18 protein-coding genes are annotated in these 15,353 nt (G+C 63.7%); all 18 read right to left on the bottom strand.

The genetic code is table 11. The annotated features are described in order from the left end of the window. Positions 1 to 11: 11 nt before the first annotated feature. Positions 12 to 761 (bottom strand): phosphonate metabolism protein PhnP, encoded by a 750-nt coding sequence (gene phnP / locus GDV60_RS08685; protein ID WP_092234623.1) that lies wholly within the window; start codon positions 759 to 761, stop codon positions 12 to 14. Beyond that, positions 752 to 1,318 (bottom strand): phosphonate metabolism protein/1,5-bisphosphokinase (PRPP-forming) PhnN, encoded by a 567-nt coding sequence (gene phnN / locus GDV60_RS08680; protein WP_154906354.1) that lies wholly within the window; start codon positions 1,316 to 1,318, stop codon positions 752 to 754. Before phnN ends, phnP begins: the two co-directional genes overlap by 10 nt. Further along, complete coding sequence (locus tag GDV60_RS08675; RefSeq protein ID WP_092234617.1) at positions 1,318 to 2,463, bottom strand: alpha-D-ribose 1-methylphosphonate 5-triphosphate diphosphatase; 1,146 nt, start codon at positions 2,461 to 2,463, stop codon at positions 1,318 to 1,320. The genes phnN and GDV60_RS08675 overlap by 1 nt, the downstream gene beginning before the upstream one ends. Continuing rightward, on the bottom strand, positions 2,453 to 3,172 hold the full coding sequence (phnL, locus tag GDV60_RS08670) for a phosphonate C-P lyase system protein PhnL (protein ID WP_092234614.1): 720 nt from the start codon (positions 3,170 to 3,172) through the stop codon (positions 2,453 to 2,455). The genes GDV60_RS08675 and phnL overlap by 11 nt, the downstream gene beginning before the upstream one ends. After that, on the bottom strand, positions 3,172 to 3,981 hold the full coding sequence (gene phnK, locus GDV60_RS08665; RefSeq protein ID WP_178121342.1) for a phosphonate C-P lyase system protein PhnK: 810 nt from the start codon (positions 3,979 to 3,981) through the stop codon (positions 3,172 to 3,174). Before phnK ends, phnL begins: the two co-directional genes overlap by 1 nt. Continuing rightward, positions 3,942 to 4,808: an alpha-D-ribose 1-methylphosphonate 5-phosphate C-P-lyase PhnJ gene (locus GDV60_RS08660; protein ID WP_159906872.1), complete on the bottom strand. Its 867-nt coding sequence runs from the start codon at positions 4,806 to 4,808 to the stop codon at positions 3,942 to 3,944. Before GDV60_RS08660 ends, phnK begins: the two co-directional genes overlap by 40 nt. After that, complete coding sequence (locus GDV60_RS08655) at positions 4,801 to 5,877, bottom strand: carbon-phosphorus lyase complex subunit PhnI (protein ID WP_133714239.1); 1,077 nt, start codon at positions 5,875 to 5,877, stop codon at positions 4,801 to 4,803. Before GDV60_RS08655 ends, GDV60_RS08660 begins: the two co-directional genes overlap by 8 nt. Continuing rightward, positions 5,877 to 6,467: a phosphonate C-P lyase system protein PhnH gene (phnH, locus tag GDV60_RS08650; protein ID WP_104911860.1), complete on the bottom strand. Its 591-nt coding sequence runs from the start codon at positions 6,465 to 6,467 to the stop codon at positions 5,877 to 5,879. Before phnH ends, GDV60_RS08655 begins: the two co-directional genes overlap by 1 nt. Continuing rightward, the gene (phnG, locus tag GDV60_RS08645) at positions 6,467 to 6,904 is read right to left on the bottom strand and encodes a phosphonate C-P lyase system protein PhnG (RefSeq protein WP_092234599.1); all 438 of its coding nucleotides are present in this window, start codon (positions 6,902 to 6,904) and stop codon (positions 6,467 to 6,469) included. Before phnG ends, phnH begins: the two co-directional genes overlap by 1 nt. Before the next feature lie 11 nt (positions 6,905 to 6,915). Continuing rightward, on the bottom strand, positions 6,916 to 7,620 hold the full coding sequence (gene phnF, locus GDV60_RS08640; protein ID WP_166647836.1) for a phosphonate metabolism transcriptional regulator PhnF: 705 nt from the start codon (positions 7,618 to 7,620) through the stop codon (positions 6,916 to 6,918). Between the two features lie 35 nt (positions 7,621 to 7,655). Beyond that, positions 7,656 to 8,438 (bottom strand): phosphonate ABC transporter, permease protein PhnE, encoded by a 783-nt coding sequence (phnE, locus tag GDV60_RS08635; protein WP_032859104.1) that lies wholly within the window; start codon positions 8,436 to 8,438, stop codon positions 7,656 to 7,658. A 146-nt stretch (positions 8,439 to 8,584) separates the two neighbouring features. Continuing rightward, positions 8,585 to 9,586: a phosphonate ABC transporter substrate-binding protein gene (phnD, locus tag GDV60_RS08630; RefSeq protein WP_159906870.1), complete on the bottom strand. Its 1,002-nt coding sequence runs from the start codon at positions 9,584 to 9,586 to the stop codon at positions 8,585 to 8,587. A 32-nt stretch (positions 9,587 to 9,618) separates the two neighbouring features. Beyond that, entirely contained in the window at positions 9,619 to 10,452 is an 834-nt protein-coding gene (phnC, locus tag GDV60_RS08625; protein WP_092234593.1) for a phosphonate ABC transporter ATP-binding protein, read from the bottom strand. Positions 10,453 to 10,763: 311 nt separating this feature from the next. Then, on the bottom strand, positions 10,764 to 11,159 hold the full coding sequence (locus tag GDV60_RS08620; RefSeq protein ID WP_029292605.1) for a hypothetical protein: 396 nt from the start codon (positions 11,157 to 11,159) through the stop codon (positions 10,764 to 10,766). Positions 11,160 to 11,175: 16 nt separating this feature from the next. Then, entirely contained in the window at positions 11,176 to 12,369 is a 1,194-nt protein-coding gene (gene ccmI, locus GDV60_RS08615; protein ID WP_159906868.1) for a c-type cytochrome biogenesis protein CcmI, read from the bottom strand. Next, positions 12,362 to 12,835 carry a cytochrome c-type biogenesis protein gene (locus GDV60_RS08610; RefSeq protein WP_029292601.1) on the bottom strand — a complete coding sequence of 158 codons (474 nt, stop codon included), beginning with the start codon at positions 12,833 to 12,835 and terminating at the stop codon, positions 12,362 to 12,364. Before GDV60_RS08610 ends, ccmI begins: the two co-directional genes overlap by 8 nt. After that, positions 12,832 to 13,368, bottom strand: a complete 537-nt coding sequence (locus GDV60_RS08605; protein ID WP_029292599.1) for a DsbE family thiol:disulfide interchange protein — start codon at positions 13,366 to 13,368, stop codon at positions 12,832 to 12,834. Before GDV60_RS08605 ends, GDV60_RS08610 begins: the two co-directional genes overlap by 4 nt. Beyond that, positions 13,365 to 15,353 carry a heme lyase CcmF/NrfE family subunit gene (locus GDV60_RS08600; protein ID WP_029292597.1) on the bottom strand — a complete coding sequence of 663 codons (1,989 nt, stop codon included), beginning with the start codon at positions 15,351 to 15,353 and terminating at the stop codon, positions 13,365 to 13,367. Before GDV60_RS08600 ends, GDV60_RS08605 begins: the two co-directional genes overlap by 4 nt.

The following is a 15,353-nucleotide window of genomic DNA, read 5'->3' as shown; positions in this document are numbered from 1 at the left end:
CAGGCCTTGGGTTAAAGCACCCGCCCATCCCAGCCCACCGTCACATGCCCCGGCAGCTCAGCGCGATGCTGCAACAGCCAGGCATCCAGCGTGTGCCCAACGTGGGTCAACACCCCAAGCTCGGCGCCGCACGCGTCGATGCAGTGCAGGGCCAATGTCAGGTCATTGTGATTGCGCGGCGCCTGGGGTTGCGGTGGCATGGAGCAGTCGATGACCATCACATCCAGGGGCTCGCGGCGCAACCAGGCAATGGTTGCCGGCGGCAGGCCCGTGGTATCGGTCAGATAGGCCAGGCGCCGCCCCTGCCCTTGCAGCAGGTACCCGAACGTCGGCTTGGAATGCTGGAGGGGCAACGCGGTGACCGCCAGTTCGCCAAACTGCCGGGTTTCGAACTCGGCAAAGGGCTGGCTGAAATCAAGGATACCGGGGTGTTTGTAGAGGTCCGACAGGCCTTCGGGATCGGCCGGGCCATGCACCGCAATGATCAGGCCCTGGCCCCAGCGCAGATGCAGCAGGCCCTGGGCATGATCCGCATGGTAGTGGGTCTGCAGAATGCCGTTGAGGCTGCGTGGCGGGAAGCGCTCGGTCAGGTCTGTCAGCCCGCTGTCGATCAACCAGCGCTGGTCGCCGCACTCGATCAGCGCGCTGCACTCGCGGCGGCGCAAGTGTTCATGGCTGCGCGCCAGGGCACAGGCGGCGCATTCGCAGCCATACACCGGGACTTGGCGGGCATCGCCGGTGCCCAGCAGGGTCAGGCGCATGCCGAATGCCCCGGCTCCAGACAATCGAGCAATCGGGCGACGGTGTGCGCCAACGGCCCGGAGTTATCCAGCAGGAACACCCCGGGCGCGGCCTTCAGGCTGTCGCTGAACTGTGCGTTGCGGGCCAGGCGTGCGTCGATTTCTGCCACCGACTCACGGCCCCGCGCCAGCAAGCGTTGGCGCAACACCGCCTGGTCCACCGTCAGCAGCACCACCAACAGCGTTGGATAACGCGTGCGGGTTTGCGCCAGGTGCCCACGGGAGCCATTGACCAGCACATCGTCGCCGGCCGCCAGCCAGTCGTCGATCTGCCGTGGAATACCATAAGACAAACCATTGGCCTGCCAACTGAGGGCAAAGCCGCCCTCGGCTTGCAATGTCGCGAATTGCGCGGGGCTTACGCCCTGGGCGGCCTCGCCCACCGCTTCAGCCGAACGGGTGATGACCCGCCGCACAATGCGGCAGCCGCGCTCGGCCAATGGCGCACGCGCGGCATCCAACAGGCTGTCCTTGCCCGAACCCGATGGCCCGATGAGATAGATCAACCTGCCCGCCATCAAAACACCCTCTTGGCTTGTCGCCAGACTTGTTGGACCACTGGCAGCCCTTCACGGCTGCGAGCTTGCACCAGGTCCGCCCGCAGGCCAATGGCAATTTCACCACGATCATGCAAGCCCGCAGCGCGTGCCGGAGCCTGGCTGATCATCCTGACCGCGCGCGAAAGATCGCCGCCATCCTGCTGATCGGCCAGGACGAACGCCGCCTGTAGCAGGCTGGCGGGGTAATAGTCACTGGAAAGTATATCCAGCAATCCTTCGGCGGCCAGGCCGGCGGCGGCCACATTACCCGAGTGCGACCCGCCACGCACCACGTTCGGTGCGCCCATCAGCACGTTCATCCCAAGTTGCCTGCAACCGCGCGCGGCTTCCAGGGTGGTGGGGAATTCCGCGATGCTCATGCCGTAGCGCGCCGACTCCTCGACATGGGCCAGAGTCGCGTCGTCATGGCTGGCCACCGACAGGCCACGCGCCAGGCAATGCTCGACAATCGCGGCACGGTAACGCTCGCTATAGGCCTTTGAGTTAGCCATTTGCAGCACGATAAACGCGTCCATGGTCTCGTCGTTCAGGTGGTACTTGCCCATGTAGTACTCACGGTACTTGGACTCCAGCACAAACTGGCGCTGGCCCGGTGAGTGGTCCATCACCGACACCAGTTGCACCAACGGGTTTTCTACCAGGTCGCGGAACACGCTCAAGGTATCCGGGTGGCACAGCTCGCAACGCAGGTGCAGGCGGTGTTCGGCGCGGGTCAGACCGGCTTCTTGCGCCGAGGCAATGGCATTGAGCATCGCCGGCAGTTTCTGCATGCGATTGCCCCTGGGATTGACGTCGCCGATGGACACCGCGTCGAACACCGTGGTGATGCCGGCGGCGATGATCTGCGCGTCATGGCTGAGCACCGCCGAAGTCGACGGCCAGTCCACGCCGGGCCGTGGGGTCATGTGCTTTTCCAGGTTGTCGGTGTGCAACTCCACCAGCCCCGGCAGCAGGAAATCTCCGCCCAGGTCCTGGGCCTGGGGCAACTGGCTGCGGCCTTCGGCGAGGTCGACGATCATCCCGTCACGCAACACCACGCTGCCGAGAAATACACGATCAGCCGTGACCAACCGGGCATTGCTGAGGATCTGTTCAACGGGCATGGGCGTAGTCCTCTTCGGCTTGATGGGCAGGTGTCATGTCCAAATGACGGTCGGCCACCGCTTCACGGGCGGCGCGGTCATGGAAGATGCCGATCAGTGCGGCACCGCCGGCCTTGGCTTCGTTCATCAGTTCCAGAACAACCTGGCGGTTGCTGTCATCCAGGGAAGCCGTCGGTTCGTCCAGCAACATCACCGGCCAGGCCACCATAAAGCCGCGGGCAATATTGACCCGCTGCTGCTCGCCACCAGAGAACGTACCCGGCGCCAGTTGCCACAGGCGCTGCGGGATATTCAGGCGCGCCAGCAAGTGCTCGGCCCGCGCCTGGGCCTGAGGTTTCAGCCAACCACGGGCCAGTGCCGGTTCCATTACCACATCCAGGCACGCCACCCGTGGGATCACCCGCAAGAACTGGCTGACATAGCCCAGGGTCTGCTGGCGTACCTGGAGAATGTCCCGGGGTTGTGCGCCCACCAGTTCCAGCCATTGCCCGTCGTGGCAGATGCGAATACTGCCGCCCGCAGGCAGGTAGTTGCCGTACAGGGTGCGCAGCAAGGTGCTTTTACCGGCGCCGGACTGGCCGTGGAGTACTAGGCACTCACCGCCCTGCACACTGAAATCCACCCCGCGCAGCACGTTCAGCACCACGCCGTTCTGCTGGTGCAAGGTGAAGGTTTTCGACAGGTCTCGGACCTCAATCAACGTATTCATCATGGCTGCAATACCGAAGACACCAGCAGTTGGGAGTAAGGATGCTGTGGATCGTCGAGGATCTGGTCGGTCAAGCCGGTTTCCACCACCCGTGAACGGCGCATCACCATCAGGCGGTCGGCCAGCAGACGCGCAACGGCCAGGTCGTGAGTGACGATCACCACCGCCAGGTCCAGCTCGCGCACCAGGCCGCGCAACAAGTCGAGCAAGCGCGCCTGCACCGACACGTCAAGGCCGCCAGTGGGTTCATCCATAAACACCAGGCGCGGGCTGGAGACGAGGTTGCGGGCGATTTGCAGGCGCTGCTGCATACCGCCGGAGAAGGTGCGCGGCAAGTCGTCGATACGTTGCGGGTCGATTTCCACCTGGCCCAGCCAATCCAGGCCGGCGCCGCGCAGTTGCTGGTAGTTGCGCACACCCTGGGCCATCAAGCGCTCGCCGATGTTGGCGCCAGCCGAAACGCCCATGCGCAGGCCGTCGCGGGGGTTCTGCTCGACAAAGCCCCATTCGGTGCGCAGCAAAGTGCGGCGTTCGGCTTCGCTGGCGCTGTACAGGTCCAGCCATTCGCCCTCCTTGCTCCGATAACCGATGCTGCCGGCCTGGGGCGGCAAGCGCCCGCTCAACAGCGAGAGCAAGGTGGATTTGCCCGAGCCGGACTCGCCGACAATCCCCAGTACTTCGCCGGGGTACAGATCAAAGCTCACGCCCTGGCAACCCTTCTGCGGGCCGTACAACAGGGACAGGTCACGTACTTGCAATAAAGGCTGGCTCACTGGTTGTTCTCCTTGACCCGCTGGGCGCAATACCAGGTGTCGGAACACACGAAACTCTGGGTGCCGGCGTCATCCAGAATCAGCTCGTCGAGGAATGATTCGTGGCTGCCACAGATCGCACAGCAGTGTTGCCACTTCTGCACTTCGAACGGGTGATCCTCGAAGTCCAGGCTGCTGACCTGGGTGTACGGCGGCACCGCGTACAGGCGCTTTTCGCGACCGGCACCGAACAGCATCAGCGCCGGGCTCATGTCGAGTTTGGGGTTGTCGAATTTGGGGATTGGCGAGGGGTCCATCACATAGCGTTCGTCGACCATCACCGGGTAGGCATAGGCCGTGGCGATATGGCCAAAGGTGGCGATATCTTCGTAGAGCTTTACGTGCATCACCCCGTAGTCATTGAGGGCATGCATGGTGCGGGTCTCGGTTTCCGAGGGCTCGATAAAACGCAGCGGCTCGGGGATCGGCACCTGATAGACCATGATCTGCCCGGCCTGCAACGGCGTTTCGGGGATGCGGTGGCGGGTCTGGATCACCGTCGCCTCGGGGGTGGCCTCGGTAGTGGCGATGCCGGCGGTGCGCGCAAAAAAACGGCGAATGGACACGGCGTTGGTGGTGTCGTCGGCGCCCTGGTCGATGACTTTGAGCACGTCCTCAGCGCCCAGGATTGCCGCGCTCAATTGCATGCCGCCGGTGCCCCAGCCGTAGGGCAGCGGCATCTCGCGGCCACCGAATGGCACCTGGTAACCCGGGATTGCCACGGCCTTGAGCAAGGCGCGGCGGATCATGCGTTTGGTCTGTTCGTCGAGGTAGGCGAAGTTGTAGGCCGGATCACGCGCGGGTATCTGGGTAATGTCATTCATGGCGGGAACCCTCAGCCGGTTGGCGCAGTTTGCGGATCAGCTCCAGTTCGGCCTGGAAGTCCACGTAGTGAGGCAATTTGAGGTGCGAGACAAAACCGGCGGCCTCGACGTTGTCACAGTGGGCCAGCACAAACTCTTCACGCTGGGCCGGCGACACCACCTCTTCGTTGAACTCTTCGGCGCGCAGCGAGCGGTCCACCAGCGCCATGCCCATGGCCTTACGCTCGGCATGCCCGAACGCCAGGCCGTAGCCACGGGTGAACTGCGCCAGCTCAGTGACCGAGCCGACGAACTGGTTGACCATCTCGCACTCGGTGACTTCGATGCTGCCCAGGCAGATGGGAAAACCCAGTTCCTCGGGATCGATCCACACCTCTACGTCACCGATGCGAATTTCCCCGGCAAAAGGGTGATTGCGCCCATAGCCGCGCTGGGTCGAATAACCCAGCGCCAACAGAAACCCCTCATCGCCACGGGCCAGGGCTTGCAGGCGCTCGGCGCGGCTGGCAGGGAACTCCAGCGGGTCGCGGGTGATATCGGCAACGCGGGCATCGTCGTCGGCTTCGTTCTTGATCAAGCCTTCTTTGGCCAACAACCCCAGTACGCGTGGGCACGCTTCAACCCGTGCTTGGGCGCTGGTTTCCGGGCCTGGATACTCACCTTCGGCCAGCAGCGCAAAATCCAGCAGGCGGTGGGTGTAGTCGAACGTGGGGCCAAGCAATTGGCCGCCGGGCACGTCCTTGAAGGTTGCGGACAAACGCCGGCTGAGCTGCATCTGCGCGGTGTCGATCGGCAGGCTGGGGCTGAAGCGCGGCAACGTGGTGCGATAGGCGCGCAACAGGAAGATCGCTTCCACCAGGTCCCCCGCCGCTTGCTTGATTGCCAGTGCGGCCAGTTCTTCGTCGTACAGCGAGCCTTCGGTCATCACCCGCGCAACGGCCAGCGGCAGCTGCTGGCGGATCTGCTCCACACTCAGTTCGGGAATCGCGGTGTCGCCCCGGCGTTTTTTCGCCAGCAGGCGGTGGGCATTGTCGATGGCCTGTTCGCCACCCTTGACGGCTACGTACATCAGGCACACTCCTCTGCGATGCGGGTGCTGCGGGGTAAACCGAGCAGGTGGTGGCCGGCGCAGAACAGCACGTCCAGGCCTCGGGGGAACGCCTCGCGACGCAGGCGTTCCAGCCAGAACGCCTGGGGCAGCGGCAGGTTGACCTGGCGCCCGGCCTGGATGCCCGGGCCGCTCCAGTTCAGGCCGCGCCCGCTATCGAGGTCACTCAACTGGACCAGCAAGGTGCACGACTGGTCGGGATAACGGTCATTGCCGTGGTCGAAGCCGCTCAGGTCGAGCAAGTCGTGCTCCCCCAACAAGGCGAACACCGCGTCTTCGCGGCGCACGGCCAGCGGGCAGCCACAGTGGAAGGCCAGGTTGGCGCGGATCAGCGGCGTATCGAAGCTCGGCGCCAGCCACAACGGCGTGTCTGCATCCAACAGCCCCAGGCACAAGGCGTAGGTGGCCGGCGCCAGGCCTTCGAGATGCGGGGCCGTGGACAGCGGCTGGATCAAGCCCGGTTCGGCCAAGGCCTTGAGCGCTGCGCGAAAGCTGCGTTGGGCATCCAGGACCGGATCGACAAACGCCGGTTGCAATAATTGAGCATTCATCAGTTTTCTCCTCGCACCAGGGTGAAGAACTCGACCTTGGTGGCGGCGGTATCGGCTTCTTTTTGCGCACGGCGCCGGGCCTGGGCGTTGGCCAGTGCGTCGATCAAATCACTGAGCCACTGGCTCGGCTGCGCGCTTTGCAGATGGGCATCGGCCAGGGCCGCCAGTTCGGCATGCACCTTGTCGCGCCCTGCCAGGTAGCTGTAGCCGGTGCGCCCATCGGCCAGGCGTACCACGCAACGGGTCACGCTCATTTCGCCGACGTTGAACGGTGCGCCATTGCCGCCCATGCGTCCGCGAACCAGGGTCATGCCGATTTCCGGGGCACGGATCAGTTGGTAATCGGCGTCGCGCAGGGCCGCTTCGTGGGGGATCAGTTCACTGCGAAGGGCGCGGGCAAGCACGCCGATCCAGTGTTGACGCGGGGACAGGCTCATCAAACTCTCCATCAGGTCAGCACCTGGTACTGGAAGCGATCCGAACGGCTGGTGGACTGCGCCAGCTCCACCGGGCGGCCATCGCGATCGCGGGAAAGGGTGAATACGGTCAAGGCTGGCAAGTGCCGGGGCATCATCAGCAGCGCAGCTTCATCACGGTTGGGCAGGCGCGCACCGATCAGGCTCTGGGTGCGGGTCAGCGGCAGGTCACGCTCGCGCAGGTATTGGCGCAGGGAGCCGCCGTTGTAGTCAGCCAGCAGCGGCGCATGGCTGGCGCAGTAGCGATGGCGGATCAGGCTGACCGGCTGCTGGTCAAGTTTGCGCAGGGTTTGCAGCTCGATCATCGGCGCCATCTCGGCGATCCCCAGGTGCTGCGCTTCGTCACGGCTGGCGTAGCAATAACGGCGCTTGAGCAACAGCGCCTGCACCCCGTGGCCCTGGGCCGACAGTGATTGGCTGTAGGCGGTGTCGGCGCCCATCGGGTAGATCAGCGGCCGGTCCAGCACTTGCGTGCCCTTGCCCTGCTGACGCAGCAGGCTGCCTTCGAACACCAACTCATCAATGGCCCGACGCAGCGTGTGGCGGTTGACGCCAAAACGTTCAGCCAATTGCACCTCGCCCGGCAGGAAGTCACCGGCCTGGTAGTCGCTGAGTTCGCGACGCAGGATATCGGCGAGCTCGCGATACACCGGCTCATCTTGTCTAGACAACTGCATGCTTTAAAAAAGCGCCCTCAGGCACCCCTCCGAAGTCAGATAAACCGCTTGCGCAGGCGTTGGGACAGCACGTCGATCAGGCTCACGACCACAATGATCACCAGCAGCACCGCACAGGTCTGGACGAACTGGAAGGCGCGGATGTTCTCCCACAGGATCACCCCGATCCCGCCGGCGCCGACCATGCCCACCACCGTTGCCGAGCGCACATTGGCTTCGAAGCGGTAGAGCGCGTAGCTCACCCACAGCGGCATCACTTGCGGGATCACGCCGTAGATCACTTCCTGCAAGGCGCTGGCACCGGTGGCGCGCACCCCTTCCACCGGGCCTGGGTCGATGGCCTCGACCGCTTCGGCAAACAACTTTGCAAGGACCCCGGTGGTGCTGATCCACAAGGCCAGAACGCCGGCAAACGGACCCAGGCCGACCGCCACCACGAACAACATGGCGAACACCATCTCGTTGATCGAGCGGAAGGCGTCCATCACCCGGCGCAACGGCTGGTGAATCCACCATGGGGTGATGTTGTCGGCGCAGAGGATGCCCAGGGGTACCGAGCAGACAATCGCCAGCACCGTGCCCCAGAGGGCGATTTGCACGGTGACGATCATCTCCTTGAGGTAAGAGCGCCATTCGTGGAAGTCAGGCGGGAAGAAGTCGGCAGCGAAGGTCGCCATGTTTCCCGAATCGCGATACAGCGCCAGCGGGTTCATCTCGGCGCCCTTCCAGGCCCAGGCCAACAGCACCAGGAACAGGCCCCAGCCGAGGTATTGCGGCCAGGTGCGCTTGCCAACGGCTTCAGCGTGCAACGTAGTCATGGGTCACTCTCGATAATTGTTGGAACCGGGTTTGTGTGGGAGCGGGCTTGCTGGCGAATGCGGTGTGTCATTCAACCCATCCAGCGACTGATGCACCGCTTTCGCGAGCAAGCCCGCTCCCACATAGGCCCGGTTCCCACAGGGGGTTAGCTGTTTGCCGCGGTTTTCTTGTCCAACTCGGTCAGGCGCTGTTGCAGCTTGGCCAGGTCAGCGTCGATGTCGGCCAGCTTCTTGGCCTTGTCGGCGGCGTCGAGCTTGCTGTCGGCACTGATCGTGGTGCGCTGCTTGAACAGCTCCAGTTGGCGGATCGGCAGCAACTGGTCGTCGTTGGAAGCGAGGAACTTGCCCAGCTGCATGTTCTTGAGCACCGCCTTCTCTTCATCGGTGTCGCCGTAATTGGCAAAGAACTCACGGATCTTGGTTTTCTCGCTGTCGGTCAATGCCTTGCTCCACACCATCGGGTCGGCGGGGATCAGTGGCGACTTCCAGATCACCTTGAGTTGCGCGGCCTTGTCCGGTTGGGTCACTTCAAGGCGGTCCCAGCTTTCGGGGTTAAAGGTGGCCACGTCCAACTGCCCCTTGGCCACGCTCAGTGCGTTGACTTCATGGCTGGAGTTGAGGGTGCGCTTGAAGGCGGTGGCGGCATCCACGTTGTTCTTGGCGAACACGTAGTAGCCCGGCACCAGATAGCCCGAGGTGGAGTTGGGGTCGCCATTGCCGAAGGTCAGGTTCTTGGCGTTCTTGAGCATGTCTTCAACGGAGTTGAGGGGGCTGTCCTTGCGCACGATCAACAGGCTCCAGTAACCGGCGGCACCGTTGGCGGCGGCGGTCTGGGCGAAGATCTCACCGTTGGAGCGGTCCACCGCTTCCATCGCCGCCTTGTTGCCGAGCCAGGCCACATCGACCTTGTTGAAACGCATGCCCTGGATCAGGCCGGCATAGTCAGAGGCGAAGGTGGCGTTGATGGTCAGGCCGGTCTTCTTGTGCATGTCATCGAGAAATGGCTGCCAGATGCTCTTGAGGTTCTGCGAAGACTCGGTGGACATGATGCCGAAGTTGATCGCCTTGTCGGCAGCCTGGGCATTGCCCATGGCGACACTGGCCAACAACACCGCAGATAGAAAAACATGACCGATACGGTTCAGCATGGAACAGGCTCCTGTGGCTCGTGAGTAAGGGTTCAAGCGCGTGCCAGGGCCAGCCGCTGGGGCAACTCGGCGTGGCGGGACTGGTCGGAAAACATCAGACTGGTGTCGACATCGGCACCGTACAGATCGTTGAGAAACTGGCTGCTCATTGCGCTGCCCTGCCCGTCGAAATGAATGCGCCCACCCTTGAGCGCCACGGCACGCGGGCAATAACGCATGGCGTAATCGACTTGATGCAGAGTCACCACGACGGTCTTGCCGTCGCGGCGATTGATGTCGGCGAGGATCTCCATGACCTTGCGCGCCGACTCCGGGTCGAGTGAGGCGATGGGTTCATCGGCGAGAATCACCTCGGCGCGCTGGGTCAGCGCCCGGGCAATCGCCACGCGCTGCTGCTGGCCACCGGACAGGGTCGAGGCGCGCTGCTGGGCCAGGTCCGCCAGGCCGACCCGCGCCAAAGAATGCATGGCACATTGCTTTTCCTCGGCATTGAACAACCCGAGGTTGCCGCGCCAGCGCGGCATGCGGCCCAGGCAACCGAGCAGCACGTTGTCGATCACACTCAGGCGATTGACCAGGTTGAACTGCTGGAAGATATAACCGATATCCGCCCGCAACCTGCGCACCCTGCCATTCAACCGCCCACTGGCCTGCACCTCCCGGCCCAGTACCTTGACGCTGCCGCCATTACCTTTGTCGCAACAGGCCAAGCCCGCCAAATGGCGCAACAAGGTGGACTTGCCGGAGCCGGACGCACCAATCAGCGCGACCATCTCACCCGTGGCGATGGTGAGTTCGAGATCGACCAGTGCGGTTTTCTTCGAAAAGGTCTTGTTCAAGTGATCGACATGGATAGCGGGAGTCATGGGCTTCTCTGTCTTGGTTTGAACAGCCTTCCATGGCTGTGTTTGAGTTCAAACGACAGTAGGCGCGGGAGGTGTCAGACCTATGACTTGCACATGACGGGAGGGGGGCGGCTTGATGAAGGTTTTATGAAAGGTTGGCTGACACGCAGGGTTCTCCTGTGGGAGCTGGCTTGCCAGCGATGGACGTCAACGATGACGCGGGCGTTCAGGATGACCGCAGCGTCTGGGAGTTTTTCGCTGGCAAAGGGTGATGGCATGGGTAGCGGTGTGCCAGGCGGGCAAGAAAAAGGCGACCCGAAGGTCGCCTTTTGTCATTTCGCGTACTGCTTGCTCAACCCCGGCGGTACACCCTGCACATTCGTCTCTTCCCATGGCCCGTTCGGGCTGATGGAGCGGCTCCAGCCGTTGCTCCAGCGGTAGTAGGTGCGCTGGCGGTAGAAGGTGTCCGGTTGCTCGTCCAGCACGTAGACCTGCATCTTGCCGTCCCAATGGCTGGCAGCGCCGGGAGGCGGGGCGAAGGTCGGGGACTTGCTCGGCAAGGGTTTGGGCGGGGCGATGACCGGGCCGCTGGGTTTGCTGCTCGGCTGGGTCGACGGGCCCGACGGTGGAATGGTCGGGCCCGTAGGGGCTGGTGGTGGCCGATGAACCGCGCAAGCACTCAAGCCCAATACCAGGCTGAGCAGGGTGATACGAGCGATGGCGGTCATGGGCGTTTCCTCGAAATTATTGATCCGGACTGTCGATGGTCAACTGCTGGGTCGCGGTGGTGCTGCTGGCCAGGGGTTGACTGCGGCCGATCCACTCGCCGGCAGTCGGTTGACCGGCCCGTGAGATGCGCGCAACCAGTTGGACTTCGGCGAAGTTGGACAGTTTCAACTGCGGCACCATCGCGTCGGCATCGCCCAGTTCGACGGTCACCGGCAGGTCGGCCACGGTCACGCGCTTGGCCGCCAGTGGCGCCGGCGGGCCGGAAACAGCGCGGGCGAAGATGAAGACGCTGTCAGTCGGCAGCGCACGGGCTTTGACGTCAGCCGCGAGGTCCACACGCACTTTCATCACGGCGCTCTTGACGGTCGGGGCGACAACACCGCCACCTTCTTTCAACTTCTCGGCTGCACGGTCGATGCCGCCTTGCAGCGCTGCGCGGGAGTTGTCGTGCTCCGGCAACTGGGCCAGCAGGCGGTTCCAGTAGTCGATGGCGTCCTGGTACCGCTGCCCCTCAAAGGCGGCGATGCCCAGCAGGCCGAGGCTGGTGACTTCCTTCGGATCGAGCTTCAGCGCTTCGTCGGTCAAGGCCTGAAGCTGCGGCGACCATTGCTTGTTGTTGGCAAAGTACTGCGCCTGGGCCCACTGCCCGAGCAGTTCCGGCTGGCGACCGGCCAGGGCCACGGCGCGCTCGAAGACCTTGGCCGCATCCGCCGAGCGGTCCTGGGCCATGTAGGCGCGCCCCAGGAAGTACAGGCCTTCGGCCGAATCCGGTTGCGCCGCCGCTGCCCGTTCCAGGCGCTGGGTCATGTCGGCAAGGGACACCGGCGGCTCGGCGAATTCGCGGGTCAGTTCAACTTTGTCGATGGCGCCGTAATGCAGGTACAGCGCCAGGCCCAATACCGGCACCAGCACCGCGGCCAGCAGTGGCAGCGGTTTGCCCAGGCGCGATTCCCGGGGCTTTTCCACGCCTTCGGTATCGGCCAGCAATTCACGGGCGGCTTCAGCACGACCGGTGTCGAGTTGCGCCGCGTTGAGCACGCCTTCGCTTTGTTGGGTTTGCAGTTCGGCAACACGTTCCTGATACAGCGCGACGTTCAGCGCGGTGCGGTCTTCTTCACGCTGGGCGCGACGTACGCGCAACACCGGGATCAACAGGAAACTCAAGGCAACCAGGAGCAGCAGGCCAGCTGCGAGCCAGAAATCAATCATCAGTTTTTTTGTCCAGCAGTTGGTCGAGGCGTTGGCGCTCTTGGGCAGATAGCGCGTCGCTGCCATCGGTGGGAGCCGCACGGCGACGGCGGACGATCACGGCCATGACCACCAGGCCGCCCAGCAACAGGGCAGCGGGGCCAAACCAGAGCAAGGCGGTCTTGCCGGTCAACGCCGGCTTGTAGCGGACGAACTCACCGTAGCGATCAACCATGAAGTCGATGATCTGCTGGTTGTCCTTGCCCTCGCCCAACATGCGGAAAATCTCTTTGCGCAGGTCGGCGGCAATCGGCGCGTTGGAGTCGGCGATGTCCTGGTTCTGGCACTTGGGGCAGCGCAGTTCCTTGGTCAGCTCGCGGAAACGCTCGCGGTCGCCATCCCGGGCGAATTCATAGGTGTCGATGGCGGCATGGGCCACGCCCACCAGCCCCAGCGCCAATACAGCAGCGGTCAGCCAACGCTTCATGGCTTGGCCTCATCCACCAGGGCCTGGTACTTGGCCGCCAGTTGTTCGCGCCAGACCACTTCGTCGATCACCCCCACGAACTTGTCGCGGATCACGCCCTTGGCGTCGATAAAGAAGGTTTCCGGGGCACCGTAGACGCCGAGGTTCAGGCCCAGGTTGCCGTCTTCATCACGCACGTCCAACTGGTACGGGTTGTGGAATTCCGCCAGCCACTTCAAGGCCGCCGCATTGTCGTCCTTGTAGTTGATGCCGTAGATCACCACGCCCTTCTCGGCCAGTTTGTTCAGCACCGGGTGCTCCACGCGGCACGAGATGCACCAGGTGGCCCACACGTTGACCAGCGCCGGTTTGCCGATCAGATCGGCCTGGGTCAGGGTTTTGTCGCCCTGCACCGTCGGCAGCGAGAACGCCGGGAACGGCTTGCCGATCATCGCCGACGGCAGTTCGGCCGGGTCCAGGTACAGGCCGCGATACAAAAACACCGCGACCAGCAGAAACAGCGCCAGCGGCAATACCATCAACCAACGCTTCATACAGCGGCTCCTTGCATGCCAAGGGCTTCACGCACCCGGCTCTTGACCTTGACCCGGTAACGCCGGTCCATCGCGGCCAGCAACCCGCCGAAGCCGGTCAGCAGGCCACCGAACCAGATCCAGCGCACAAACGGTTTGACGTGCACGCGCACGGCCCAGGCGCCATCGCCCAATGGCTCGCCCAGTGCCACGTAGAGATCACGGGTGAACCCGGCGTCGATCCCGGCTTCGGTCATCATCGAGCTTTGCACGGTGTACAGGCGTTTCTCCGGGTGCAGCACGGCGATTTGCTTGCCGTTGCGCACCACGCGCACGGTGCCTTTGTCGGAAGTGAAGTTCGGCCCTTCGAAGTGCTTGGCACCTTCAAACACGAACTGGTAGCCCGCCAGGTCCATGGACTCGCCAGGGGCCAGGCGCAAGTCGCGCTCGGCGCTGTTCTGGCTGGACAACACCACGCCCAGGGCACACACGGCGATGCCGATGTGGGCGATCTGCATACCCCAGTAACTGCGGGTCAGGGTCGGCAGGCCTTTGATCAGGCCCTTGTGGCGGGTCTTGTCGAAGATATCGCGCACGCCGGCCAGCAACACCCAGGCCGCCAGCATGAAGGTCGCGAGCACGGCCCAGTTGAAGTCGCCGTAGGCAATCCCGGCAATCACCGACAAGGCGGCACTGCCCAGCAGCACCGGGGTCAGCATGCCCAGCAGCCATTTGACCGGGGTGTCTTTCCAGCGCACCAGCACGCCAATGGCCATTACCACCATCAGCAGGCCCATCAACGGGATGAACAAGGCGTTGAAGTACGGCGGGCCGACCGACAGCTTGGCGCCGGTCAGGGCATCGAGCACCAGCGGGTACAGGGTGCCCAGCAGGATCATCGAAGCGGCGACCACCAGGACCAGGTTGTTCCCCAGCAGCAGGGTTTCCCGCGACCACAGGTTGAAGCCCACGTGGCTCTTGACCACCGGCGCACGCAGGGCGAACAGGGTCAGCGAGCCGCCCACCACGCAGAGCAGGAAGATCAGGATGAACACGCCGCGCTCAGGGTCGGCAGCGAACGCATGCACCGACGTCAGCACGCCGGAACGCACGAGGAAGGTGCCCAGCAGGCTCAGGGAGAAGGCGGCAATGGCCAACAACACCGTCCAGCTCTTGAACACGCCGCGTTTTTCGGTGACTGCCAAGGAGTGAATCAGTGCCGTGCCCACCAGCCAGGGCATGAAGGAGGCGTTTTCCACCGGGTCCCAGAACCACCAGCCGCCCCAGCCGAGTTCATAGTAGGCCCACCACGAGCCCAGGGTGATGCCGATACCCAGGAAGGCCCAGGCGACGATGGTCCACGGCCGCGACCAGCGCGCCCAGGCGGCGTCGAGACGCCCGCCGAGCAAGGCGGCGATGGCAAAGGCGAACGCCACGGAGAAGCCCACATAACCCATGTACAGCATCGGCGGGTGGACGATCAGGCCGATATCCTGCAGCAGCGGGTTGAGGTCGCGACCGTCCACGGGAATCTGCGGCAGAATCCGCTCGAACGGGTTGGAGGTCATGATCAAGAACAGCAGGAAGCCGATGCTGATCATGCCCATCACCGCCAGCACCCGCGCCAGCATCACTTGCGGCAACTGCCGGGAGAACACCGACACCGCAAAGGTCCAGCCGCCGAGGATGAAGGCCCACAGCAGCAGGGAGCCTTCGTGGGCCCCCCAGACGGCGCTGAACTTGTAGTACCAGGGCAAAGCGCTGTTGGAGTTGCTGGCGACATAGGCGACGGAAAAGTCGTCGGTCATAAAGGCGTAGGTCAGGCAACCAAAGGCGAACGCCAGGAACGCGAACTGGCCCCAGGCGGCGGGTTGCGCCAGGCTCATCCACAGCCGATCACCGCGCCAGGCGCCCAGCAGCGGCACGATGGCCTGGACGATGGCAAAGCACAGGGCGAGGATCATCGCCAACTGGCCCAACTCGGGAATAAACAATGTAGAGGTCAT

Source organism: Pseudomonas sp. DTU12.1, from assembly GCF_009873475.1.
Lineage (GTDB): Bacteria > Pseudomonadota > Gammaproteobacteria > Pseudomonadales > Pseudomonadaceae > Aquipseudomonas > Aquipseudomonas proteolytica.
The sequence above is the reverse complement of the archived record's forward strand: the minus strand, read 5'-3'. Positions and strand labels throughout refer to the sequence as shown.